Annotated in this window: 20 protein-coding genes and 1 pseudogene; 12 read left to right on the forward strand and 9 right to left on the reverse strand. The window is 75.5% G+C overall.

Translation table 11 applies throughout. The annotated features are described in order from the left end of the window. Positions 1-51 precede the first annotated feature (51 nt). Positions 52-660, forward strand: coding sequence for a response regulator transcription factor (locus AMOR_RS17775; RefSeq protein WP_248352948.1), 609 nt, complete (start codon positions 52-54; stop codon positions 658-660). 96 nt (positions 661-756) lie between these two features. Then, a complete protein-coding gene (locus AMOR_RS17780) occupies positions 757-1,266 on the forward strand; it encodes a CREG family protein (protein WP_248352950.1) in 510 nt (169 codons plus the stop codon). 84 nt (positions 1,267-1,350) lie between these two features. Here AMOR_RS17780 and AMOR_RS17785 read toward each other — a convergent pair whose 3' ends face one another. The 5 genes from AMOR_RS17785 to AMOR_RS17805 are packed head-to-tail and all read right to left on the reverse strand — an operon-like array spanning position 1,351 to position 6,623. Beyond that, positions 1,351-2,304, reverse strand: a complete 954-nt coding sequence (locus AMOR_RS17785) for a CHAD domain-containing protein (RefSeq protein WP_248352952.1) — start codon at positions 2,302-2,304, stop codon at positions 1,351-1,353. A 46-nt stretch (positions 2,305-2,350) separates the two neighbouring features. Beyond that, positions 2,351-3,745: an L-serine ammonia-lyase gene (locus tag AMOR_RS17790; RefSeq protein ID WP_248352954.1), complete on the reverse strand. Its 1,395-nt coding sequence runs from the start codon at positions 3,743-3,745 to the stop codon at positions 2,351-2,353. Between the two features lie 48 nt (positions 3,746-3,793). Continuing rightward, positions 3,794-4,180 (reverse strand): translation initiation factor, encoded by a 387-nt coding sequence (locus AMOR_RS17795; protein WP_248352956.1) that lies wholly within the window; start codon positions 4,178-4,180, stop codon positions 3,794-3,796. Further along, a complete protein-coding gene (locus AMOR_RS17800; RefSeq protein WP_248352959.1) occupies positions 4,177-5,493 on the reverse strand; it encodes a TfuA-like protein in 1,317 nt (438 codons plus the stop codon). Before AMOR_RS17800 ends, AMOR_RS17795 begins: the two co-directional genes overlap by 4 nt. Further along, the gene (locus tag AMOR_RS17805) at positions 5,490-6,623 is read right to left on the reverse strand and encodes a YcaO-like family protein (protein ID WP_248352961.1); all 1,134 of its coding nucleotides are present in this window, start codon (positions 6,621-6,623) and stop codon (positions 5,490-5,492) included. The genes AMOR_RS17800 and AMOR_RS17805 overlap by 4 nt, the downstream gene beginning before the upstream one ends. A 59-nt stretch (positions 6,624-6,682) precedes the next feature. Here AMOR_RS17805 and AMOR_RS17810 point away from each other — a divergent pair, with 59 nt between their 5' ends. Next, positions 6,683-8,086 (forward strand): M20/M25/M40 family metallo-hydrolase, encoded by a 1,404-nt coding sequence (locus tag AMOR_RS17810; protein WP_248352963.1) that lies wholly within the window; start codon positions 6,683-6,685, stop codon positions 8,084-8,086. Between the two features lie 179 nt (positions 8,087-8,265). Then, the gene (locus tag AMOR_RS17815; protein ID WP_248352965.1) at positions 8,266-10,800 is read left to right on the forward strand and encodes a glycogen/starch/alpha-glucan phosphorylase; all 2,535 of its coding nucleotides are present in this window, start codon (positions 8,266-8,268) and stop codon (positions 10,798-10,800) included. A gap of 227 nt (positions 10,801-11,027) precedes the next feature. On the opposite strand, the pseudogene AMOR_RS29740 reads toward AMOR_RS17815, so the two are convergent. After that, positions 11,028-11,243 (reverse strand): annotated as a pseudogene (locus AMOR_RS29740) (MGMT family protein); the annotation flags it as partial. A 129-nt stretch (positions 11,244-11,372) separates the two neighbouring features. Here AMOR_RS29740 and AMOR_RS17825 point away from each other — a divergent pair. The 6 genes from AMOR_RS17825 to AMOR_RS17850 all read left to right on the forward strand — a co-directional run bounded on the left by AMOR_RS17825 (position 11,373) and on the right by AMOR_RS17850 (position 16,235). Next, positions 11,373-11,939 (forward strand): BP74-related protein, encoded by a 567-nt coding sequence (locus AMOR_RS17825; RefSeq protein ID WP_248352966.1) that lies wholly within the window; start codon positions 11,373-11,375, stop codon positions 11,937-11,939. Next, entirely contained in the window at positions 11,936-12,166 is a 231-nt protein-coding gene (locus AMOR_RS17830) for a hypothetical protein (protein ID WP_248352967.1), read from the forward strand. The genes AMOR_RS17825 and AMOR_RS17830 overlap by 4 nt, the downstream gene beginning before the upstream one ends. A gap of 212 nt (positions 12,167-12,378) precedes the next feature. Beyond that, positions 12,379-12,969 (forward strand): LemA family protein, encoded by a 591-nt coding sequence (locus tag AMOR_RS17835; RefSeq protein ID WP_248352968.1) that lies wholly within the window; start codon positions 12,379-12,381, stop codon positions 12,967-12,969. Continuing rightward, entirely contained in the window at positions 12,966-13,739 is a 774-nt protein-coding gene (locus AMOR_RS17840; protein ID WP_248352969.1) for a TPM domain-containing protein, read from the forward strand. Before AMOR_RS17835 ends, AMOR_RS17840 begins: the two co-directional genes overlap by 4 nt. Before the next feature lie 56 nt (positions 13,740-13,795). Beyond that, a complete protein-coding gene (locus tag AMOR_RS17845) occupies positions 13,796-14,434 on the forward strand; it encodes a TPM domain-containing protein (RefSeq protein WP_248352970.1) in 639 nt (212 codons plus the stop codon). Positions 14,435-15,158: 724 nt separating this feature from the next. Continuing rightward, positions 15,159-16,235 carry an HNH endonuclease gene (locus AMOR_RS17850; RefSeq protein WP_248352971.1) on the forward strand — a complete coding sequence of 359 codons (1,077 nt, stop codon included), beginning with the start codon at positions 15,159-15,161 and terminating at the stop codon, positions 16,233-16,235. Between the two features lie 81 nt (positions 16,236-16,316). Here the strand turns inward: AMOR_RS17850 and AMOR_RS17855 are convergent, their stop codons facing one another. Continuing rightward, positions 16,317-17,780: a potassium/proton antiporter gene (locus tag AMOR_RS17855; protein WP_248352973.1), complete on the reverse strand. Its 1,464-nt coding sequence runs from the start codon at positions 17,778-17,780 to the stop codon at positions 16,317-16,319. A 112-nt stretch (positions 17,781-17,892) separates the two neighbouring features. Continuing rightward, a complete protein-coding gene (locus AMOR_RS17860) occupies positions 17,893-18,921 on the reverse strand; it encodes a radical SAM/SPASM domain-containing protein (protein ID WP_248352974.1) in 1,029 nt (342 codons plus the stop codon). Between the two features lie 31 nt (positions 18,922-18,952). On the opposite strand from AMOR_RS17860, the gene AMOR_RS17865 reads away from it, so the two are divergent. After that, the gene (locus AMOR_RS17865; RefSeq protein WP_248352975.1) at positions 18,953-19,621 is read left to right on the forward strand and encodes a helix-turn-helix domain-containing protein; all 669 of its coding nucleotides are present in this window, start codon (positions 18,953-18,955) and stop codon (positions 19,619-19,621) included. A gap of 173 nt (positions 19,622-19,794) precedes the next feature. Further along, complete coding sequence (locus AMOR_RS17870) at positions 19,795-21,186, forward strand: response regulator (protein WP_248352976.1); 1,392 nt, start codon at positions 19,795-19,797, stop codon at positions 21,184-21,186. A 61-nt stretch (positions 21,187-21,247) separates the two neighbouring features. Here AMOR_RS17870 and AMOR_RS17875 read toward each other — a convergent pair whose 3' ends face one another. Beyond that, positions 21,248-22,675 (reverse strand): ammonium transporter, encoded by a 1,428-nt coding sequence (locus tag AMOR_RS17875; RefSeq protein ID WP_248352977.1) that lies wholly within the window; start codon positions 22,673-22,675, stop codon positions 21,248-21,250. Positions 22,676-23,075: the final 400 nt, after the last annotated feature.

Here is a 23,075-nt window from a genome sequence, read left to right on the forward strand (position 1 = left end):
GGGCGCGGCGTGCGCGAGCCCCGGGCCCGGCCGGCCGTTAGGAACGACGCGATGGAGCCCGTTCCCGTGCTCGTCGTCTCCCCGGACCCGCTCGCGCGCGGCGGCCTCGCGGCGCGCGTCGCGGCTCGCGCGGAGCTCGCGCTCGCCGGCGAGTCGGCGCCTCGCGACGCCGGCCGGCTCGCGGCCGAGTCGGCGCCGGAGGTCGTGCTCTGGGACCTCGGCGCGGGGCCGGGCGGAGCCGGGGGCCTCGCCGCGCTGGGCGACGTCCCGGTGCTGGCGCTCGCGGCCGACGAGGCGCAGGCGGCGGAGGCGCTCCGCGCAGGGGCACGCGGCGTGATCTTCCGCGGCGCGCCGCCCGAGGTCCTCGCGGCGGCCGCCATCGCGGCGGCGCGCGGCCTCGAGGTGCTCGACCCCGCGCTCGCCGGCGGGTTCGTGCGTCCGCCGGAGGCCCCCGAGCCGGACGAGCCGCTCACGCCGCGCGAGCGCGAGGTGCTCGCGCTCCTGGCCGAGGGGCTCGCGAACAAGGCGATCGCGTCGCGCCTCGGGATCTCGGAGCACACCGCGAAGTTCCACGTGAACGCGATCCTGTCGAAGCTCGGGGCGGGATCGCGCGCGGAGGCGATCGTCCGCGCCGCGCGGATGGGGCTCGTGGTGCTCTAGCGGCACCCGGCCGCGCCGCCCCTCCGGGAGCGGCCGGCCTTCGCCGTGCGCGCTACCTGGACGCCAGGCGGCGTGGTGCCGCGGCGGGAGGACGCGATGGCGGAGAACGAGGAGCTCGAGCGGAAGGGGCGGGCCGGAGTGGACGCCCTGGGGGGCGCGCAGGCGGCGCGGGAGCTGCTCGAGCGGGAGCGCTTCGGGGTGCTCTCCACGATCTCGCGGCGGTACCCGGGCCATCCGTACGGCACCCTCGTGCCGTACGCGCTCGACGCGCGAGGCGCGCCGCTCCTGCTCCTCTCGTCGCTCGCCCAGCACACGCAGAATCTCGAGGTGGACCCGCGGGCGTCGCTGCTCGTCTTCGACGCGGCCGCGGCCGCCGGCGATCCGCGCACCGCCGCGCGGCTCACGCTCGTCGGCCGCGTCGCGCGGGTCGGCGAGGCCGGGCGGCCGGACGCGGAGGCCCGCTACGCCGCGCGCCACCGGGGCGCCCGCGGGCTCCTGAGCCTCGACTTCGCGCTGTACGTCCTCGAGCTCCAGGAGGCGCAGTTCGTCGGCGGGTTCGCCGCGGCCGCGTTCCTGGAGCCGAAGGAGCTCCTCGGCGGCGCCTGAGGTCACTCGCTCGCCCCGAGCCCGTCGAAAGGCAAGCCGCGCGAGCTCGTGGTTCGACAGGCTCACCACGACCGGTCGCTGGCATCACGCCGGCGCGCCGGACCCGTCCACCGCCGGGACGTGCCGCGCCGCCTCCCGCCCGCGGCGCCGCTTCCTCGCGAACGCGGCCGCGAGCGCCGGGATCAGGTCCTCCTCGCGCCACCGCTCGAGCACGCGCCGGAGCTCCTGCTCCTGACGCGTCCGGTCCCGCCGCACGTCCTCGAGCAGCGCCCGCGCCGTGACGCGGGCCCGGGGCGGCGTCCGCGGGCCGAGGTCCGCGAGCCGCTCGATGCGCACGTCCGTGTCGTGCAGGGCGCCGAGCCGCTCCTGCAGCGGGACCAGCTCCGCGAGCAGCCGCTCCGCGGCCTCGGGTCGGCCGTCCTGCACGAGCTCGCCGAGATACCGCACCCGCTTCGCGGCGATCCGCAGCCGGTGCGCGGGAGCGGGCGCGGGGTCCGCCTCCGCGGCCTCGGCGCGCCGCCCGAGGCGGCGCAGCGCGCGCCGGAGCTCCTTCGCGATCCGCTTGCCTCCGAGCCGCCCCTTCCCGCCGGCGGCCTGGGCGCTCCGCTCCAGGGCCGGCGCGATCGCCCCCGCCCACCCCCGCAGCGCGCGATGCAGCTTCTTCTCGAGCCTCGGTCGCGCCGCGTCGACGGCATCCGCGAGCGCCCGCGCCCCGGCGGCGCGCGCGCCGCCCGCCGCGCCTCGCAACCACTCCCGCTGCACCTGGACGTCGCGCACCGCGCCGAGCGCGTCCTGCAGCGCCTTCACCTGCCGCTCGAGCGCGAGGAGGTCGGCGTCGCCGAACAGCTGGAGCGCGGCCCGGAGCCGGCGCGCCGCGACGCGCATGTCGTGCACCGCATCCGGGTCGGGCTCCCCGTCCCCGGAGAGGGCGCCCTCGTACCGGCGCACGTCCGCGAGGCGGGCCCGCACGAGGAGCGGGCCGGCCAGGGACAGGCGCGCGTGCGGTCCGAGCCCGGGCACGTCCGTGGGCTTCGACATGCCCCTCGAGCTTGGCCAGCCGGGAGAGGCCCCGCAACGCGGCGGATCAGCACTCCGGGAGGTGGACCCCGATCCGGACGAGCGCGCCCGGGGCGTGCACGGCCAGCCCTCCGAGGGCGGTCTCCTTGTACTTGGCCTTCATGTCGGCGCCGGTCTCCCGCATCGTCCGCATCACCGCATCGAGCGAGACGGCGTGGCGCCCGTCCCCGCGGAGCGCGATCCGGGCGGCGTTGATCGCCTGCACCGCGGCCATGGCGTTCCGCTCGATGCAGGGGATCTGCACGAGGCCGCCGACGGGATCGCAGGTGAGGCCGAGGTTGTGCTCCATCCCGATCTCGGCGGCGTTCTCGACCTGCGCGGGCGTCCCGCCGAGCACCTCCGTGAGCGCGCCGGCCGCCATCGAGCACGCGGTTCCGACCTCGCCCTGGCACCCCACCTCGGCCCCGCTGATGGACGCGTTCTCCTTGTAGAGCGCGCCGATCGCGCCGGCGGTGAGGAGGAAGCGGACGACGCCTGCGTCGTCGGAGCCGGGCACGAGCCGGCGCCAGTAGTGCAGCACCGCCGGGACGATGCCGGCCGCGCCGTTCGTCGGCGCGGTGACGACGCGCCCGCCCGCGGCGTTCTCCTCGTTCACCGCGAGCGCCCACAGGTTCACCCAGTCCATCGCCGCGAGCGGATCGTCCTTCGCGGCGCGCGAGGACAGCGCCGCGTGCAGTCCGGGCGCGCGGCGGGGCACCTCGAGGCCGCCGGGGAGGACGCCCTCCGTCCGGCATCCGCGCTCCACGCAGGCCTGCATCACCTCCCAGATCCGCAGCAGCCGCGCCGACACCTCGGCGGCCGGCCGCGTCGCACACTCGTTCTCCAGCATGACGTCCGACGGCCGGGCGCCGCGGGCCGCGCAGAGCGCGAGGAGCTCCCGGGCGGAGTGGAACGGGCACGGCGCGAGCGTCGCGTCGCCGGTCGTCGCGCCGGCGCCCTCGTCGACGACGAAGCCGCCGCCGATCGAGTACGACACGCGGTCCGCGAGGACGCGACCGGCGGCGTCGCGCGCGACGAAGCGCATCGCGTTCGGGTGGAACGGGAGCGCCTCGTGCACGAAGCGCAGGTGCTCCGCCTCGCGGAACGGGATCTCGCGGCGCCCGAGGAGCGCGAGCCGCCCCCGCGCGCGGACGCCGGCGAGGAGGGCCGGGATGGCGTCGGGGTCCACGCCGTCGGGCGTCTCGCCGAGCAGCCCGAGGACGACCGCCCGGTCGGTGCCGTGCCCCCTTCCGGTCGCGCCGAGCGAGCCGTGGAGCGTCGCGAGCACCTCCGCCGTGCGGTCGAGCACGCCGGAGGCGGCGAGCCCCCCGGCGAAGGACCGGGCGGCGCGCATCGGGCCGACCGTGTGCGAGGAGCTCGGACCGATGCCGATCTTGAAGAGGTCGAAGACGCTGGTGGGCACGCGCCACCTGTAACCCGCGGCGCGACGGCGGTCACTCCCCGCGGGGCCTCAGCCGATCGTCACCTTCCGGACGCCCCGCTCCTCGAGCCAGCGCGCCACGCGGTCGCGCTGGTCGCCCTGGACCACGATGGCGTCGCCCTCGACGCCGCCCCCGCACCCGAGCGCGCGCTTGAGCGCGTCGGCCCAGCCGGCGAGCGCCTTCGGCGCGAGCTCGAGCTTCTCGACCACGGTCGCCTCCTTGCCGCCGCGGCCCTTGCGCTCCATGCGGACCACCGCGCGGGCGGGCGCCTTCTCCGGCGCCGGGGAGGACGAGGCGGCGGCAGCGGGGGACGGGGCGGGCGGCGTGTAGCCGGCGGGGAGCCGGTCGCGCAGGGCGGCCAGGGCCGGGTTGAACGGACCGGCGGGCGCATCGACGGGGGGCTTCTTCTTCGTCACCGGGGGCTCCTCGGGCGCGGGCGCGAAGGCGAGCGGGAACGGGACTGCGAGCTCGACGGCGACTGCGAGCGGGAAGCGCCCGCCTTCCTCCGTCCGCCCCGAGGGTCGCGTCGCCGCGTCCGCGGGGACGCGAAGTCGAAGGGCGAGCCGCCCGGAGGCGCCGCCACCCGGAGCGCCTCCTCGAGCCATGCGCCGGAGAGCCGCGCCGCGAGCGCGAGGCCCTCCTGCCATGCCGGGCCGTCGGGGACGAGCCGCTCGGCCAGCGCGAGCGCCCTGGCGTCGAGCGCGAGGTCCTCGGCGAGCCTGCGGGCGGCGCCTTCGTCCAGCCCGAGCGCGGCGAGGAAGGCGGCGCGCCGCCGGGGCGGCACGCCGGCCCGCGAGAGCCAGGTCCGCTCCGCGGCGGCGGCCTCGTCGTCGCTCGCGCGGAGGCCGAGCGAGCGCGCGAACGCGGCGACGAGCGCCCGCCGCAGCCCGTCCGCCGCCAGGCGGCCGGCGTCGGGGCGGCGGGCGAGCGCAGCGACGACCGCGCCGGACGGCACGGCGCCGCCGCCCGGCAGCGCGGAGGCCGCCCGCGCGAGCCGCGCGCGGCGGAGGTGCGAGGGTGGGGGCGGGACCTCCGGGCGCGGCGGCGGCGGCGCGCCGGCGCGCCGGGCGCGCGCGAACGCGGCCGCGGCCTCGACGGTGGCGCGGGCGTCGGCGGCCTTGAGGTCCGGCACGCGCGGAAGGAACGCGCCGAGACGCGTCCGGGCGGCGGGCGCGAGGCGCGCCGCGCCGAGCACTGCGGGCCAGGTGCGCTCGCGGTACGGGATGGCCGCGGCCGCGGCCACGAGCGCGGCCGCCTCGCGCGCCGACGCGGCCCGCTCCCGGCGGGCGGCGTCCGCGGCGGCGCGGACCTGCACGAGGGGCAGGGTGAACGCCCGGAAGCCGGTCTCGGCGCCGCCGTGCAGGAGCGCGACCTCGCCGTCGTCGACGAGGACGCCGTCGCGGTACCACGCCGCGATCCGGCCGACGCCGACCACGCCGAACCGGGCGAGCTCAGCGGCCCGGAGCGCGCCCATGCTCGCGCCGCCGAACACCGCGACGCCGGCGTCGAGCGCGGCGAGGAGCTCGCGGTGCCAGACGGACGGCGTCGTGTCGAAGAGCCCGTCCACGAGCGCGATCGCCAGCGGCCGCTCCGGCAGGACCGCGAGGACGTCGCCGGCGCGCGCCGGCGGGAGCACGCGGCAGGGCGCGACGGCCCGCGCTGCCGCGGGCGAGAGCGAGGGGCCGAGGAAGGCGACCACGTCGGCCGGCCGGAGGCGCGGCGGTCTCACTGGAGGAGCTCCGAGACGAGGAAGCCGGGCACGAGGACCTTCACGGCGTGGACGCCGGGGGGCGCGGGGAGGTCGGCGGCCACGACGCGGGACAGGCCGGCGGCGTCGAGGTGGCGGAGGACGCGGCGCAGCCCCGCGGCCGGCGACGGGACCTGCGCGGACGGCATCGCCCGGGCGCTCCGGCGCGGACGGATCACGGCGCAGAGCGCCGCGAGCGGCGCCGCGGCGTCGCGGTCGCCGTGGAGCACGTCCTCGCGGGCGCCGTGGATCTCCGTCGCCCGGGATTGACAGGCCTCGAGGAGCGCGGCGGCGAGCGCGGCGTCGCGGTCCAGGCGGCAGGCGTAGCCGGCGGCGACCGGCACCGGCGCGCCGTGCGGATCCACGAGGAGCGCCGCAGCGACCGCGACCTCGAGCTTGGCCCCGCAGTCGACGAGGTGCACCGCGAACCCGCGCCGGACGAGCTCCGCGCGCGCCGCCGCCGTCCGCGGCGCCACCGCCGCGAGCGACGCCGGATCGACGAGCCGGGCCGCGAGAGCCGTCTCGGTGAAGCCCTCCGGCAGCGCGCGGGCGAGCTGGTCGCGCTCGATCGCCTCGAGGAGCGCGTGCAGGAGCGCGGCGTCGCGGTTCGGGTGCGCCCCCATCCCGTTGGAGCTCCAGGAGAGCACCGCCGGCCCGAGGGGCGGCGCGCCCGGCGGCGGGCAGGAGACCGCGACGGCTGGGACGAGGGCGCGGCGCGCGCCCCGGCCGCCGCCGAGCGCCTCCGCCTCGCGCCAGCTCACGACGAGTGAATCCCAGGAGGGGTCGGCGCCGGGCGCGAGGTCCGCGAGCGAGACCACCTCCGCGTCCGGCGCCGCGGCGCGGAGCGCGTCCACCGCGCCGGACGGCCCGGGCACGGGCTGCTCCGCGGCCCACAGCTCCACGGCCTCGAGCAGCGCGCCGCGCGCCGCCTCCTCGAAGGTCGCGCCCTTTCCGTTCGTCACCTGCAGGACGTGGCCCGCCGGGCGGACCGCGCTCGCCACCTCGACCCCGGTCCGGTCGAGGCCGGTGAGCCGCGCGACGCGCGTGACGCCCACCGCCGCGGCGACGCCGGCCAGCGCTCCGTCCCGAAGAGGGTGAGGGTCCCCGCGCACCGCGGCTTTATATCTCGTCGGACGAACCTTTCGGCGTCCTTCCCAGCAGAGGAGCACGCATGTCCGGCACCCCGGTCGAGCTGGCGCTCGCCCACTACGAGAAGAACGCGGCGATCTACCTCGACGAGCTGAAGCGGCTCGTGCGGATCCCGAGCGTGTCGTTCGCCGGCTTCCCGGAGATCGAGGTGAAGCGGAGCGCCGACGCGGTGGCGGAGCTGCTCCGGCGGCGCGGGTTCGAGAAGGTCGAGGTGCTCACCGTGGAGGGCGCGCACCCGTACGTCTTCGGCGAGCGGATGGAGGCGCCGGAGGCACCCACGCTGCTCCTCTACGCCCACCACGACGTGCAGCCGGCGGGCGACGCCGAGGCGTGGCGCTCGCCGCCGTTCGAGCCCACCGAGCGCGACGGCCGGCTCTGGGGGCGCGGCGCCGCCGACGACAAGGCGGGCATCCTCGTGCACGCCGCCGCCGTCGACGCCTGGGTCCGCGGGGCGAAGCGGATGCCGCTCAACGTGAAGATCGTCATCGAGGGCGAGGAGGAGATCGGCTCCGAGCACCTCGGCGAGTTCCTCGCGAAGTACCGGTCGCGTCTCGACGCCGACGCGATGGTGCTCACGGACACCGGCAACGTCGACGTGGGCGTCCCCTCGATCACGGTGGCGCTCCGCGGGCTCGTGACGGTGGACGTGGAGGTCCGCGCGCTCGAGCAGAGCGTCCACTCGGGGATGTGGGGCGGCCCGGTGCCGGATGCGGCGATGGCGCTCGCGAAGATCCTCGCGACGCTCGTGGACGCGGACGGCCGCATCGCGATCCCGGGCGTGTACGACCGGGTCCGCCCGCTCTCCCGCGAGCAGCGCGAGGCGATCGCGGCGCTCCCCGTCACCGTGGACGCGTTCCGGCAGCAGGCGCGGATGCGGCCCGGGGTGAAGCTCCTCGGCGAGGGCCACCCGCTCGAGGTGAACTGGTGGCAGCCGGCGCTCGCCGTGAACGCGATCCAGGCGTCCACCCGCAAGGACGCCCGGAACATCATCAACGACGTGGCGTGGGCGAGGGTGGGGATCCGTCTCGTCCCCGACATGGACGCCGCCGAGACGCGCGAGCGGCTGGTCGAGGCGCTGAAGCGCGCGGCGCCGTGGGGTGTCGAGGTGACGGTCAAGCCGGAGACGGCGGGCGCGCCGTGGATGACCGACGTCGCCCACCCCGCGTTCGGCGCCGCGTTCCGCGCCCTCGAGAAGGGGTTCGGCAGGAAGGCCCTCGCGATCGGCTGCGGCGGGTCCATCGGGTTCGTGGAGCCCTTCGCGAAGGCGCTCGGCGGGGCCCCCGCGCTCCTCATCGGCGTCGAGGACCCGTCCTCGAACGCCCACTCGGAGAACGAGAGCCTGAACCTCGGCGACTTCCAGAAGGCGATCCGTAGCGCGATCCACCTGTACGCGGAGCTCGCGGGATCGCTGCGGAAGGGCGCCTAGGCGCCGGGTGCGGCCGGCGTACCACCCGACGCCCATCCGATCGGGGACGCCCTGCGGCGTGCCGGGCCTCGGCTGCTCGCCCCCCGACTGCAGCGCATCCCATGGCCCCCCGGTGTCCCAGCGTTATGATGATGCGCCGCTGGCACGCCCCTCACGGGCGCCGCGACGAAGGAGCCTGGATGCCGCCGCAGCAGCCGCAGCAGAGGAGAGGAACCACCGCTCGCTCCGAGGAAGCGAGGGCGCTCGAGCGCGCGCGCGACCTCCCGAACTCCCGCACCGCCACGGACGTCGACACGCTCCGCCGGGCCTTCGCCGATCACCTGCAGTACTCGCAGGGCAAGGACGAGCACACCGCCACCGCGCTCGATCGCTACTTCGCGGTCGCGTACTCGGTGCGCGACCGGATGATGCGCCGGTGGATCCAGACGCAGCAGGCCTACTACAAGCAGGACGCGAAGCGCGTCTACTACCTCTCCCTCGAGTTCCTGATGGGGAAGGCGCTCGAGAACAACCTCCTGAACGTCGGCCTGTACGACGGCATGCGCTCGGCGCTGTCGGACCTCGGCCTGGACCTCGCGGACCTCCTCTCGCAGGAGCCCGACGCCGGGCTCGGGAACGGCGGCCTCGGCCGCCTCGCCGCCTGCTTCCTCGACTCGCTCGCGACGCTGTCCATCCCCGCGTACGGCTACGGCATCCGGTACGAGTTCGGCATCTTCGACCAGGAGATCCGCAACGGCTACCAGGTCGAGCGCCCCGAGGAGTGGCTCCGGTTCGGGAGCGCGTGGGAGATCCCGCGCCCCGACGCGACCGTGCCGGTGTCGATCTACGGCCGGACCGAGCACTACGTCGACGAGAAGGGCAAGCTCCGCGTCCGCTGGGTCGACGCGCGGCACGTGCTCGGCATGCCCTACGACGTCCCGATCGCCGGCTTCGGCAACTCGACCGTCAACACGCTCCGCCTCTGGCGCGCGCGCGCGTCGCAGGAGCTCGACCTCGCCGACTTCAACGCCGGCGACTACCTATCGGCGGTGGAGGACAAGGACCTCTCCGAGAACATCTCCAAGGTCCTCTACCCGAACGACCTCACGGTGATGGGCAAGGAGCTCCGGCTCCAGCAGCAGTACTTCTTCGTCTGCTGCTCGATCCACGACATCGTGAACCGCCACCTCAAGATGCACGACGGGTTCGGGAGCTTCCCGGACAAGGTGGCGATCCAGATGAACGACACGCACCCCGCGATCGCCGTCGCGGAGCTGATGCGCGTCCTCGTCGACGAGCAGGGGCTCGAGTGGGACGAGGCCTGGGAGATCGCCCGCGCGACCTTCGGCTACACGAACCACACCCTGATGCCCGAGGCGCTGGAGAGGTGGTCGGTGGACCTCTTCGGCCGCGTCCTCCCGCGCCACCTCGAGATCGTCTACGAGATCAACCGCCGGTTCATCGACGGCGTGCGCGCGGAGCGGAAGGCCGACGATGGCGCGATCTCGCGGATGAGCGTCATCGAGGAGGGCCCGACGAAGCAGGTCCGCATGGCGAACCTCGCCGTGGTCGGCTCGCACTCGGTGAACGGCGTGGCCGCGCTCCACACCGAGCTCCTGAAGCGCGAGCTCTTCCGGGACTTCCACGCGCTCTGGCCCGAGAAGTTCAACAACAAGACGAACGGGGTCACCCCCCGCCGCTGGCTCCTCCAGGCGAACCCCGGGCTCGCGAAGTCGATCACCGAGGTGATCGGGCCGGAGTGGCTCACCGACGCGACCCAGCTCCGCCGCCTCGAGCCGCTCGCCGAGGATGCCGGCTTCCGGCGCCTGTTCCGGAGCGTGAAGCGGGACAACAAGGCCCGGCTCGCCGAGATCGTGCGGGCCGAGAACGGGATCACCCTCGACCTCGACTCGATCTTCGACGTCCAGGTGAAGCGGATCCACGAGTACAAGCGCCAGCTGCTCGACGTCCTGCGCGTCGCGAGCGAGTACCTCCGCCTCAAGGAGGACCGCTCCTACGACCCGTACCCGCGCACGTACCTGTTCGGCGGCAAGGCGGCGCCCGGGTACGCCATGGCGAAGTGGATCATCAAGCTCGTGAACTCGGTCGCGGACGTCGTGAACCACGACGTCGACGTGAAGGGCCGCGTGACCGTCGCGTTCCTCCGGAACTACCGGGTCTCGCTCGCGGAGCGGATCTTCCCGGCCGCGGAGGTGTCCGAGCAGATCTCGACGGCGGGCAAGGAGGCCTCCGGCACCGGGAACATGAAGTTCGCCCTGAACGGCGCGCTGACCATCGGCACGCTCGACGGCGCGAACGTCGAGATCCGCGAGGAGGTCGGCGCGGAGAACTTCTTCCTGTTCGGGCTCACCGTCGAGCAGGTCGCCGCCCTGAAGAAGCGCGGGTACGATCCGTGGGAGTGGTACCGGAACGACCGCCGGATCAAGCAGGTGCTCGACGCCCTCGCCTCGGGCGTCTTCTCGCCGGGCGAGCCGGGCCTGTTCCGGCCCATCGTGGACTCGCTCCTGAACGGCGGCGACCCGTACCTCGTGCTCGCGGACTTCGCGGCGTACTGCGCGTGCCAGGAGGAGGTGGAGAAGGCCTACCGCGACCCCGAGCACTGGACGCGCATGGCGATCCTGAACGTCGCCCGCACCGGGAAGTTCTCCTCCGACCGCACCATCCGGGAGTACGCGGAGGAGATCTGGAACGTGCCGCCGGTCCGCGTCGGGTAGCGGGACGGCCGGAGCTGGCGACGCCCGCGCGTGCGGGCTCGCGAGCTCCGGCGGGAGCTCCCCGCCCGCGGCGGCCGGCGCGCGGCGCCTCGCGACGTCCGCGTCGCGCGCCGCGCCCGGCTCCAGCCGAACCGGTCGAGGGCCACGAGGCCGCGCTCGTCGAACGCGACGCCCTCGGTCTCGAGGAGGTCGCGCTGAACGGCCGCCCCCATCGGATCCAGGATCGAGATCGCGGCGTGTCCCCGCGGCCGCGTCCCGAGCACCCGCTGCCAGGGGATGTCGTGCTTTGCGCCCCGGAGCGCCGCGAGCGCGTAGCCGACCTGGCGGGCGGCGCGCGGCTTGCCGGCGAGCAGGGCCACCTCGCCATACGTGGCGACCTGCCCGCGCGGGATGCGGCGGACGACCCGGTAGAACGCGCTCCAGCCGGCAGGGAGATCGGGCACCGCGGGAGGCTAGATCGGGCGCGCTCCGCCGTCCACGGGCGCGAGCGACTCGAGCGCGGCGCGCGAGCGCGCGCGGACGAGGGGCGCCCCTCGCGGCGCCTGGCGGCCGTGCTACGCTCGCGGCCGCCGATGCCCCATCCGCGCGCTGCGCTCGCTGCCCTCCTCCTCGCCGCGCTCGGCTGCACCGGGAATCCCTGTCCGGTCCCGCTCGAGCTGTGTGGCGACGTCTGCTACGACCTGCGCTACGACGTCCAGCACTGCGGCGCCTGCAACGCCGTCTGCGATGCCGGCCTCGCCTGCATCTCCGGGGTGTGCGTCGTCGACCCGACCAGCGGGTCCTGTGCGGACCGCGCGGGGGGCGCGTTCGTGACGCTCGAGGCGTGCGGGTCCATCGTGAAGTTCTGGGCCATCGCGCCGGCGTTCATCTCGCGCGCGGAGGCGCTCCTGGCCGACCCGAGCTCGCCCGGCCCGGCGATCCCGCGGTTCGACCTGCGCGACGGGACCGACTGCGACCCGCAGTGGACGTGGCACGTCGATCCCGCGACGGCCACCTTCCTCGCGTCGCCGGACGGGATCTGCAGCGGCTGCCCGGCGTACGTGGAGGAGGCGAAGCCCTACTGGCTCGTCGACGTCGGCACCTGGTGCCCCGACCTCGCCGTGCAGCACGTCCGGGTCGTCGCGGTGGACCGGCGGTGACGCCCGCGCTCGCTCGCGCGATCCTGCTGCACCTGCTCATCGCCTGGGGCGCGGTGCTCGCCCTCGCGCTCGTCCGCGACGGCGTGCGCGGCCTGCGCGGCGGCCCGATCCGCGCGGGCGCGGCGCCCGGGGTCTTCCACGCCGGGGCGGCCGCGGTGCGGCACGGCGCGCTGCGCGTCGCCGCCGGCGCCGCCGGCCTGCTGCTCGCGGCCTGGCTCGTCCTCTGATCGCGAGCACCGCTCGTGGTGGGCCGAACCACGAACGGTCGCGGCGAGCGGCCCTTCGACGGGCGCAGGGCGAAAGGATGACGCCGTGATCATGAGAGCCCGCGCCGCAGGCGCAGCGGCCGATCCATACAAATCGTGAATGAGGCCCTCTCTGGGGGTCGCTGCGAGAATTCGTGCTGTTCCCGCGCCGGGGCTGGCGCTAGCTTTCGGCCATGAAAACCAACCGGGCCGTCCTGGCAGCGTTCGCGGCCGCCCTCCTCGGCGGCTGCGGCGTGCAGTCGATCCCGCAGTCCGAGAACGCGGTGTCCGCCGCCTGGGGAGAGGTGGAGAACCAGTACCAGCGGCGCGCGGACCTCGTGCCGAACCTCGTCGCCACGGTGAAGGGCTACGCGAGCCACGAGCGCGAGACGCTGGAGGGGGTCGTCGCGGCGCGCGCGAAGGCGACGCAGGTGCAGCTCACCGTGGACCAGCTCACGCCGGAGAACATGAAGAGGTTCGAGGCGGCCCAGGGCGAGCTGCGGAGCGCGCTCGGCCGGCTCCTCGCCGTCTCCGAGAACTACCCGCAGCTCAAGGCGAACGAGAACTTCCGGGACCTGCAGGCGCAGCTCGAGGGCACCGAGAACCGGATCGCCATCGCGCGGCGGCGCTACATCGAGGCGGTCCAGCAGTTCAACAACCTCGTCACGGTCCCGCCGACGAGCTGGACGAACGGGATGCTCTACCACAAGCAGCCCAAGGCGCAGTTCACCGCCACGACCGAGAACGCCCGCGAGGCGCCCAAGGTCGACTTCGGGGGGAAGTGACCCCGGTGCGCGCGCTCGCCATCGCGCTCGCCGTCGCGGCTTCGGCTCCGGCCGTCGCGGCGACGCCGATCCCGCCGCTCACCGGCCCGGTCGTCGACCAGGCCGGCCTCCTCGACGGCGGCGCCGTCCGGCGGCTCACGGATCTCTCCGTCCGCGCGCGGGGCGGGGCGGGCGGGCAGGGGGTCCAGCTCCAGTACCTCATCGTGAAGTCGCTCGAGGGCGAGCCCATCGAGGACTACTCGATACGCGTCGCCGAGGCGTGGAAGATCGGATCGCGCGGGAAGGACAACGGCGTCCTCGTCACGGTCGCGGTCCAGGATCGCGCGGTGCGGATCGAGGTCGGCGGCGGCCTCGAGGGCGGGCTCACTGACGCCCAGTCGTCGCGGATCATCCGCGGCACGATCGTCCCCGCGTTCCAGGCCGGGCGGTTCGGCGACGGGCTCTACGACGCGGGCGTGCAGATCCTGGGCGCGCTCGGCGCGCTGCCCTCCGGGGTCGGCCCGGTCCGGCGTGCGCCGCAGGGGCTCCATCTCTCGACGCTCGCGATCCTCGCGATCTTCGTCCTCGTCTTCGTCGTCCGGGCGATCTCGGGCTTCGGCCCGCGGCGCCGCCGGTCGCTCTGGTGGGGCGGCGGGCCGTGGATCGGCGGCGGCGGGTGGGGCGGCGGCCGGGGCGGGTGGGGAGGAGGCGGGTTCGGCGGCGGCGGTGGCGGAGGCTGGTCCGGCGGCGGTGGCGGCTTCTCGGGCGGCGGCGCCTCGGGGCGCTGGTAGACGTTCGACGCGCGGCCGCCCCGGCGCGCCGCGTCTCTTTCTTGCGGAGAGGAACGATGCTCGAGCGCCAGTTCGACGAGGCGGTCCGGACGCGGATCGCGGACGCGGTGCGGCGCGCGGAGGCGCTCTCCCGCGGGCAGATCGTGCCGGTCGTGGTCGAGAAGAGCGATCCCTATCCGGAGGCGCAGTACCGCGGCGCGCTCGTCGCGGCGGCGATCGCCACCGCGGTGGTGCTCGCGCTGCACCTCCCGCTGACGCTTCCCGAGCTGCCACTCGCGCAGCTCGCGGCGGGGCTCCTCGGCGCGGCGATCTCGCTGTGGGATCCGGTGGAGCGGCTCCTGGTCGGGCGCCGCGGCCTGGACGAGGCGGTCCGCGCGCGTGCGGTCCGCGCGTTCCACGAGCAGGGGCTGCACCGGACGACGGAGGGCACCGGCGTCCTCGTGTTCGCCTCGCTGTTCGAGCGCGAGGCGGTCGTCCTCGGCGACAAGGGCATCGACGCGAAGCTCGCGCCGGGGGAGTGGGACCGGACCGTGGCCGCGCTCGTCGAGGGCCTCCGGACCGGCGATCCGGGCAAGGGCTTCGTCGAGGCGATCGCCCTGTGCGGCGCGAGGCTCGCGGAGCACTTCCCGCGGGATGCCGCGACGCGGCCGCCGGTGAACGAGCTCGAGGACGCGATCCGGCTGTCGAGGACGTAGGAACGATGGAGGCGACCCCGGGCTACCCACTCACGCGCTCGGGGAACGGCGTGAGGGCTGGGCGTCTGACCGGCGTCCCGGAGTCGCGAGGAGCCCCTTCACCCCCGCCCTTCCCGGTGGGTCTGACGACTCATCACATGTCTCCGCGAGGCCCGGCGCGTCGGCGATCGTGAACGCGGAGATATGCGTGACCGATGGGTGAGCGGGGAAGGGGCTGAGAAGACGGGGACGGCCGGGGCGGAGCCGCGTGGACGGGACGTTGCAGCGTGGATCGGCCCACAAGAAGCGTGTGTTGTGGCGCCAGTGATCCGGAGCTCAGCTGAGCCGATCCGCGGGGCGCACGCGGGAGCGTCCGCGCGGGAACGGGCTTCGATGTTCGAACGATGCGACGAGGGTCCGTGTGTGCCGAGCCGTGGGCCGGCGAGCAGCAGTTCGCCAGATGAACCACTCTCAGTGAACTACGATCCGCACGGCCGGCGGCGCAGCGCGGATGAATCCCTGCCGCACCCAACGGGAACTTCACTCTGCGCTTGACGCAGGGCGGCCGAAAATCGCCGCTCGCGCTCGGGCTCACGCGAGAACGGCGCTGCTGGAGCGCTGGCGCGCCGGCGTGCTGCGCTGAACGTCGCCGAGCGGTCCGCGCGGCGCCACTCCGCGTCCGCGCGTCAGCGGGCCGTTCCGCGCATTCCAGGAGGCCTCGAAAACGCATGCGAAAGTGTTCCGCATGGACACCGCACGCGCCCTCTCCGCGAACCTCGCCTCCCTCCTCCGCCGCGAGCACTCCGCCCTCGGCGCGTTCCTCGTCGCCCTCGCCGACTTCGACCGGCGCCGGGCGTGGATGACGCTCGGGCACGCCTCCCTCTTCGCGTACCTCCACCGCGAGCTGCGGCTCTCCAAGGCGGCGGCTCAGTACCGGAAGGTCGCGGCGGAGCTGATCCAAGAGGTGCCCGCGGTGGGCGAGGCGCTCGGCGAGGGTCGGCTGTGCCTGACCTCCATCGTCGAGGCCGCCCGGGTCGTCACCCCCCAGAACTGGGAGACGGTGCTGCCCCGGTTTTTCGGGCTCTCCCGGCGAGAGGCGATGGAGGTCGTGGCAGAGCTCCAGCCGCACCCCGCGCCTCCGACCCGCACCATCGTCTGTCCGGTGCGGACCGCGCCCTCCGAGGTCGCCGCCGGCGCCACCTCGGCGGTCCCGCCCCTTCCGCTGGAGGCCGGGGCCGCCGGGCCGGCGGGGAACCGCACTTCCGGTTCGTCTAACGAACTCACTGTGCGTGAAGTGGATGCCTCTGCCCCCGCGCGGAGGCCCGCCGAGGTCGTTCCCCTCACCGCGGACCTGAGCCGGTTCCACCTCACCGTCTCCGATCGCTTCCTCCGGAAGCTCCAGGCGGCGAAGGACGCGCTTGCCCACGCGCGTCCGGGGGCGACGGAGGAGGAGCTTCTCGAGGCAGGCCTCGACCTCCTCCTCGAGAAGGCTGCGAAGCGGAAGGGCCTCGTCTCGAAGCCGCTGAAGATCCCGAGGCCGGCGAAGCGCGACCACATCCCGGCGCACGTGAAGCGGGCGGTGATGGAGCGGGACGGCGGCCGGTGCCAGTTCCGGCTCCCCTCCGGCGAGATCTGTGGCTCCACGCACCAACTGGAGTTCGATCACATCGAGCCGGTCGCGCTCGGCGGCGCGTCGACCGTCGACAACGTCCGGATCACCTGTCGGCGGCACAACATCATCTCGGCGCGGAGGGTCTTCGGAGACGATTGGATGGATCGGTACGCTCCGGGCAAGGCCTCGCTCCCGGCCGAGACCGGCTGAAGTAGTCGCTCCCGGACGCGGACGTGGCCCTGCGAGAGCGGCGCCCCGCCGCTCTTCGACGCGCGGGCGCGTCGTGAGCCCCTACCCCTCCTCCTCCCGCCCGAACAGCAGCAGCACCAGCCCCTTCTCCTCCGGCCGCGTGAAGACGTACACGTGGTCGCCGGGCTGCAGGACGGTCTGCCCGCGCGGGGGGACGAGCTCGTGCCCCCTCACGACGAGCATGATCGTCGCGCCCTCGGGGAACGGCAGGTCGGCGATGACCGAGCCGGCCGCGGCGCTCGCCGCCTCCACGTAGAACGAGAGCACCTCGCCCGCGAGCGGCTCGCGCGAGACGATCTCCAGCACCGCGCGCGGGGCGGGCGTCCCCGCCACCTCGAGGTCGAGCCTCCGCGCGAGCCAGCGGATCGTCGCGCCCTGGAGCAGCGTGGAGACCACGACCGCGAAGAACACCAGATCGAAGATCCGTCGCGCGCCGGGGGCGCCGGCGAGGACGGGGTAGGTGGCGAGGATGATGGGGACCGCGCCTCGGAGGCCGACCCACGCGACGAACGTCACCTCGCGCGGCGCGAAGCGGAGCGGAGCGAGGCACGCGGCGACCGCGACGGGCCGCGCGACGAACGCGAGGAGGAGCGCGAGGGCGACTCCGGGCAGCGCGACCTCGACGAGCCGGCCCGAGTCGGCGAGCAGGCCCAGGAGGAGGAACATCGAGACCTGGGCGAACCACGCCATCGCGTCGTGCACACGCACGAGCCCGGTGCGGTACGGGAGCGGGCCGTTCCCGAGGACCACGCCGAGCGCGTACACGGCGAGGAAGCCCGAGCCGTGCAGGATGGTCGCCGCCCCGAACGTCGCGAGCGCGAGCCCGAGCGTGAGGACCGGGTACAGGCCGCCCGCGCTGAGCCGCGCCCGGGCGAGCACCCAGCGCCCGGCGCGGCCGGCGCCGATGCCCACGGCGCCGCCCACGGCGAGCTGGATCGCGGCGCCGCCGACGATGGAGATGCCCGGCGCGTGTCCCTCGACGAGCGCCGTGGTGAAGGCGACGGTGAGGATCACCGCCATCGGGTCGTTCAGGCCCGACTCGAGCTCGAGCACCTGCGCGACGCGCCGGCGGAGCTGGATGCGCGCGCCGCGCAGCACGGAGAAGACGGCGGCGGCGTCCGTGGAGGACACGATCGCGCCGAACAGGAGCGCCGCGCCCCAGGGGAGCCGGAGCATGCGCCCGCCGACGGCGGCGAGGAGCGCCGTGCCGGCGACGCCCGCGGTCGCCAGGATCGCCGCCGGCGCGAAGACGCGGCGCACGCTCGCGACCGGCGTCGAGAGGCCTCCGTCGAGGAGGATCAGGACGAGCGCGACCGTGCCGAGGCGGAACGCGGCGCGGTGGTCGTCGAACGCGATCCCCGCGAGGCCCGCCGCCATGCCGACGCCGAGGAAGAGCAGGGCGACCGGCACGCCGAAGCGCCCCGACCCCCGCGAGGCGAGGACGGAGAGCCCGAGCAGCACTCCGATGAGCGCGAGGGCGACCGCGGTCGAGAAGGGCTCCGACACCGGCCGAGCGTAGCCGAAGTTCCGGCGGGCGTCGGGGCCGAAGCGGGGGCGGGGCGACCCCCGGCTCGCCTCGTCCGCGGGGCGATGTCGAGGGCGCCGGCGAGCCCGCCCGCTACGCGCCCCCGGGCCGGCGGAAGGGGCACGTCCGGCACACGGGGTGCTCGAGGTGGCCCGCGACGAAAGCGCGGAACGGGGTGCCCGCCCACAGCTCGCCGAGCGGCGTCCGGTCGACGGAGCCGAAGTCGCCGAGCTCGCCGCGCGCCGCGGCGGGGTGCGGGCACGGCGCGAGCCGACCGTCGGCGTGGACCCACGCCTCCCGGCCGGCGAATGGGCACGGGCCGCGCGGGGCCGGGTCGGCGGGATCGGGGCGGAGCTCGACCGCGTTCTCGAGGACCGGCGCGACGCCGCCGGCCCGCTGCGCCGCGTCGGCGGCGCCCCGCGCCGCCCGCACGGCGGTGTTCCAGCGCCCGATCGCGTCCGCGCTCCGGCGGAGCGAAGCGTCGGCGAGCGACGGGAACCTCGGCTGGAGGTGGTTCAGCTTCACCCGGTCCACGCCGAGCCGGGCCGCGAGCGCGACGATCCCGGGCAGCTCGGCGACGTTCGCCTCCTGCGCCGTGACCTGGAACGTGACGGTGCAGCGCCGCGTGCCCGCGCGGGCCAGCCGGTCCCGGACGAGGACCAGGGCGCGGACGTCCTCGACGGCGCGCGCGAACGAGAGGCCGGGCATGATCGCCTCGGCGACCGCGGCCGTCGCGCCGTTCCAGGAGATCTTCACGTCGCGCGAGGCGGGCAGGAGCGCCTCCGCCCAGCCCACGGAGCCGAGGCCGGGCCAGGTGCCGTTGGTCGTGACGTTCAGCGCGACCCCCTGCGCGGCGGCGCGGGCGATCAGCACCGGGAGCCCGGGCCAGAGGAGCGGCTCCCCCATCGTGGAGGGGATCACCTCGACGAGCGCCGACCCCCGGCGCTCCTCGAGGATGGCGCACGCGAGGGCGGGATCCATGCGCCGCGGCGGACGCGGCACGCGCCCCTCGGAACGCGCGACGCCGCACGGGCACATGGCGCAGGCGAGGTTGCAGTCGTCCGGGTTCGTGACGAGCGTCAGCCGCCACGGCCCGCCGGCGAGGGGAGCATTCGTTGACAACGCCTCCGTTGTAACGGAAAAGAAAGCCGCGATGAAGAGCGCGCGCGAGACCCCCAAGTCCCGCGGCCGCCGGGCGGCCGCCCCCTCCCCCGAGCCCCGGCCGGCGCCGGACGTCCGCGAGCAGGCGGCGACGGGCAAGGACCTGACGCCGGTGGTCGGCGGCAACCTGCGACGCCTGCGCGGCCAGCGCGGCCTCTCGCTCGAGAAGCTCTCCAAGGTGTCCGGCGTCTCCCGCGCGATGCTCGGCCAGATCGAGCTCGGCCAGAGCGCGCCGACCATCAACGTGCTGTGGAAGATCTCCTCGGCGCTCGGCGTGCCGTTCTCGGCGCTCATCTCGGCGCGCGCGAGCGGCGGCCTCCACATCCTCCGGGGCGAGCAGGCCAAGGTCCTGTCGAGCCACGACGGCAGCTTCTCGTCGCGGGCCCTGTTCCCGTTCGACGAGCCACGACGCGTGGAGTTCTACGAGCTGCGGCTCGCGCCGGGCGGCGTCGAGAAGGCGGACGCGCACAACCCCGGCACGATCGAGAACCTGGTCGTCGCGCAGGGCGCCGTCGAGATCGAGGTCGGGAACCGCAAGGAGCAGCTCGGCGCCGGCGACGCGATCGTCTTCGAGGCGGACGCGCCGCACGTCTACCGGAGCCGCGCCGACGGCGAGAGCGTGATGTACCTCGTGATGACGTACGCCGACACCGTCGGCTGACGTCCCCTCGCCCCTGCACGCCGGCCCCTCGCGGGCCGCCCCCTGCGCACCCGCGCGCACCCGAGGGTTTGCCCGCGTCCCGCGCAGGCGGGCCGTTGCCTCGTGGGACGGCGCGCGCGCGCGGCCGGTCAGGATCCCGGAGGCGGTCCGGACGGGCCGCCGGGGGAGGGGCCTTGGTCCGCCGCATCGGCGATCTCTTCGTGGAGCGCGGCGTCGCGACGCGCGCACAGGTCGAGGCTGCGCTCCGGGATCCGCGCTGGTCGCCCCTCCCGCTCGCGTCGCGGCTACACGCCGCCGGCGTGAACGAAGGGGCGCTCGCCGCGGCGCTCGCGGAGTGGTACGGGACGGCCGGCGTCGACCTCTCGCGGACCTCCATCGCGCTCGAGGTGCTCGAGGTCGTGCCGCGCGCCGTGGCCGAGGCGGATCTCATCCTGCCGCTCTCGGTGGAGGGCGGCCGGATCCACCTCGCGATGGCCCACCCGCTCGACGAGCGGATCGTGGCGGAGCTGCGGTTCGTGACCGGGCGCGAGGTGTCGGTGTACGCGGCGGTGCGGGGCCCGCTCGGCGCCGCCATCGTCGCCGCGTACGACGCGCGCGACCGCGGGGAGGCCGTGTGGCGCGGCGCGGCCGCCGCCGGCGGGCCGCAGGTCGGCGCCGCCCTGCCACCCGCGGACGAGGTGGGGGAGGTCGAGCTGCTCGCGGAGGCCGAGCTCCTCGAGGACGGCGACGACGAGGGCGAGGTCTCCATCGAGGTCGCCGATCCGGAGCCGGCGGCGCGGGCCCGCGACGGCCGCCCGCTCGTGCTCGCCGTGGATGACGAGCCGGACATCCTGCGCCTCGTCGCGCGCACGCTCGAGGCGAACGGGTGCGCCGTCGAGACGGCGGCCGACGGCGCGGAGGCGCTCGAGAAGGCCGACGCGCTCGTCCCTGACCTCGTCCTGCTCGACGCGATGCTCCCGCGCGTGCACGGGTTCGAGGCGTGCCGCCGGCTCAAGTCCTCGCCGCGCACGTGCGACGTGCCGGTCGTGATGATGACCGCCATCTACCGCGGCTGGCGCTTCGCGCAGGACGCGCGCGACGAGTACGGCGCCGAGGACTACGTCGAGAAGCCGTTCCGGCTCGACGATCTCCTCCGGCGGGTCGAGGCCGCCCGGGTGTCGGGGGCGGCCGCCGGCCGGGACCTCCGCGCGGCGGACGCGGACGCCGCCGCCGCGGAGCCGGACCTCGCGCGGGCGCGCCAGCTCCTCTCGGCGGGGCACGTCGCCGAGGCGCTCGCCGTCCTCGGCGGCGTGGCGCGCGCGAGCCCGTACTCCGGCGAGGCGCACCTCCTCCTCGGGCGCGCCCTCCGGGCGAGCGGGGACGGGTTCGGCGCGATGACCGCGCTCGAGCGCGCCGTCGAGCTGCGGCCCCGCCATCTCCCGTCGCTCCGCGTCCTCGCCGCCGTGTACGAGGAGAAGGGCTTCCGCCGGAAGGCGGCGGAGGTCCTCGAGCGCGCGCTCCCGGCGGCGCCCGACGCCGCCGCCCGCGCGGCGCTGCGCGACGACGTGCTCCGGCTGCTCGCCTGATCGCCCGGAGGCTCGGCCGCGCGGCCCGGCCCGGGTCCCGGCCGGGCCGCGCGCTCGACGCTCACTTCGTGGTGAGGCTCAGGGCCGACGCCGTCGGCGACGGCGCGGCGTGGCCGATCGCTCCGGAGCTGGACGCGTCCATGTCGCCCGGGATGTACGCGCGCTCGCCCGCCTCCGACTGATCGAGGCCGGTCCACTCGTCCTGCTCGTCGGCGCGGAGCGGCGTGACGGCGCCGACGAGCTTGTAGAGGGCGAACGACAGCACGCCGGAGAAGATCATCGTCACGACGACGCCGACGGCCTGCTTCCCGAGCAGCGCCACGCTGCCGTCGGCCCCCGCCGCGTTGACGGCGGTCGACGCGAACACGCCCGTGAGGAGCGCGCCGAGCGTCGCCGCGACGCCGTGGACGGCGAAGACGTCGAGGGAGTCGTCGAGGCCGAGCTTCGGGCGGATGCGGATCGCCGTGAAGGACGCCATGGCCGCGAGGGCGCCGATGATCAGGCCGGAGCCGGGCTTCACGAACCCCGCGGCCGGCGTGATCGCGACCATCCCGGCGACGGCGCCGGAGGCGAGGCCCACCCCCGAGACCTTCCCGTGCAGCACCAGCTCGGCGAGGCCCCAGGCGGCGGCCGCCGCCGCGGGGGCGAAGAACGTGTTCACGAAGCCGGTGGAGGCGAGCCCGCTCGCGGCGAGCGCGCTGCCGCCGTTGAAGCCGAGCCACCCGAACCACAGGAGGCCCATGCCGAGGATCGCGAACGGGACGCTGTGCGGCAGCACGGTGGGGCTCTTCAGGCCGGCGCGCTTGCCGAGGAGGATCGCGCCGACGAGCGCCGCGGCGGCGGCGTTGATGTGCACCACGGTGCCGCCGGCGAAGTCGAGGACGCCCATGTTCCGGAGCCAGCCGCCGGGGGCCCACACCCAGTGCGCGACCGGCGCGTAGACCAGGAGGCTCCACAGCGCGACGAAGAGGACGAACGCCTTCATCCGCACGCGCTCGACGATGGCGCCCGAGATGAGGGCGGGGGTGATCACCGCGAACATGCCCTGGAACAGCATGAAGGCGGAGTGCGGGACGGTGGCCGCGAGGGACGCCTCGGGCGCGTCGCCGACGCCCGAGAGCCCGAGCCACGAGAACCCGCCGAGGAACCGGTCGATGGCTCCGCCGGGCGAGAACGCGAGGCTGTAGCCGACGACGGCCCAGAGCACGCCGACGATGGCCATGCAGACGATCGAGAGGTTCATCGTGTGGACGGCGTTCTTGGCGCGGACGAGGCCGCCGTAGAAGAACGCGAGGCCCGGCGTCATGAGCATCACGAGCCCGGCGCTGACCAGCACGAGCGCGGTGTCGCCCGTGTCGATCTTGGGGGCGTCGGAGGCGAGCGCCATCATCGGCGCGAGGAGCGCGACGGCCGCGACGAGCCTCCTCGCGGACCAGTTGCGCCGGGGAGGCCGCCCTGCGCGGTGCGTGTTCGTCGCGATCTCGGTCATCGGTGATCCGGTCATTGGTCTCCCTCGGGAACGAAAGGTGGCGCAGCAACGGCGTGCGAGAGCGTGTCGCCGTTCCGCGTCGGTCCGGCGGCATTGCACCGTGCATGCCCGTGCATTGCGAAATGCAGCGCACGCCCGGGAGCGGCCCGTTCCGCCGCGGCGCCCGCGGCCGCCGGTCGCGGTTGCCCGCCGTCGAGGCGCGGTCCTGCTCCGGGGGCGAGCAAGATCGCGGCGGTCGCGCTCGACGACCACCGCCGCCCACGCGGCGGCTGCTCGCGCCGCGGGCGCCCCGCCGCCCGCCGTTCGCGCACCTCGCCGCTCCGCCGCCGCGCCGGCGCGAGAGCCTCTCCTCGGCCGCACGCCGGCGGGGAGGGTCTCGCTGCAGGATGCAGTGCTCTCG

It is taken from the genome of Anaeromyxobacter oryzae, assembly GCF_023169945.1.
GTDB classification, from domain to species: domain Bacteria; phylum Myxococcota; class Myxococcia; order Myxococcales; family Anaeromyxobacteraceae; genus Anaeromyxobacter; species Anaeromyxobacter oryzae.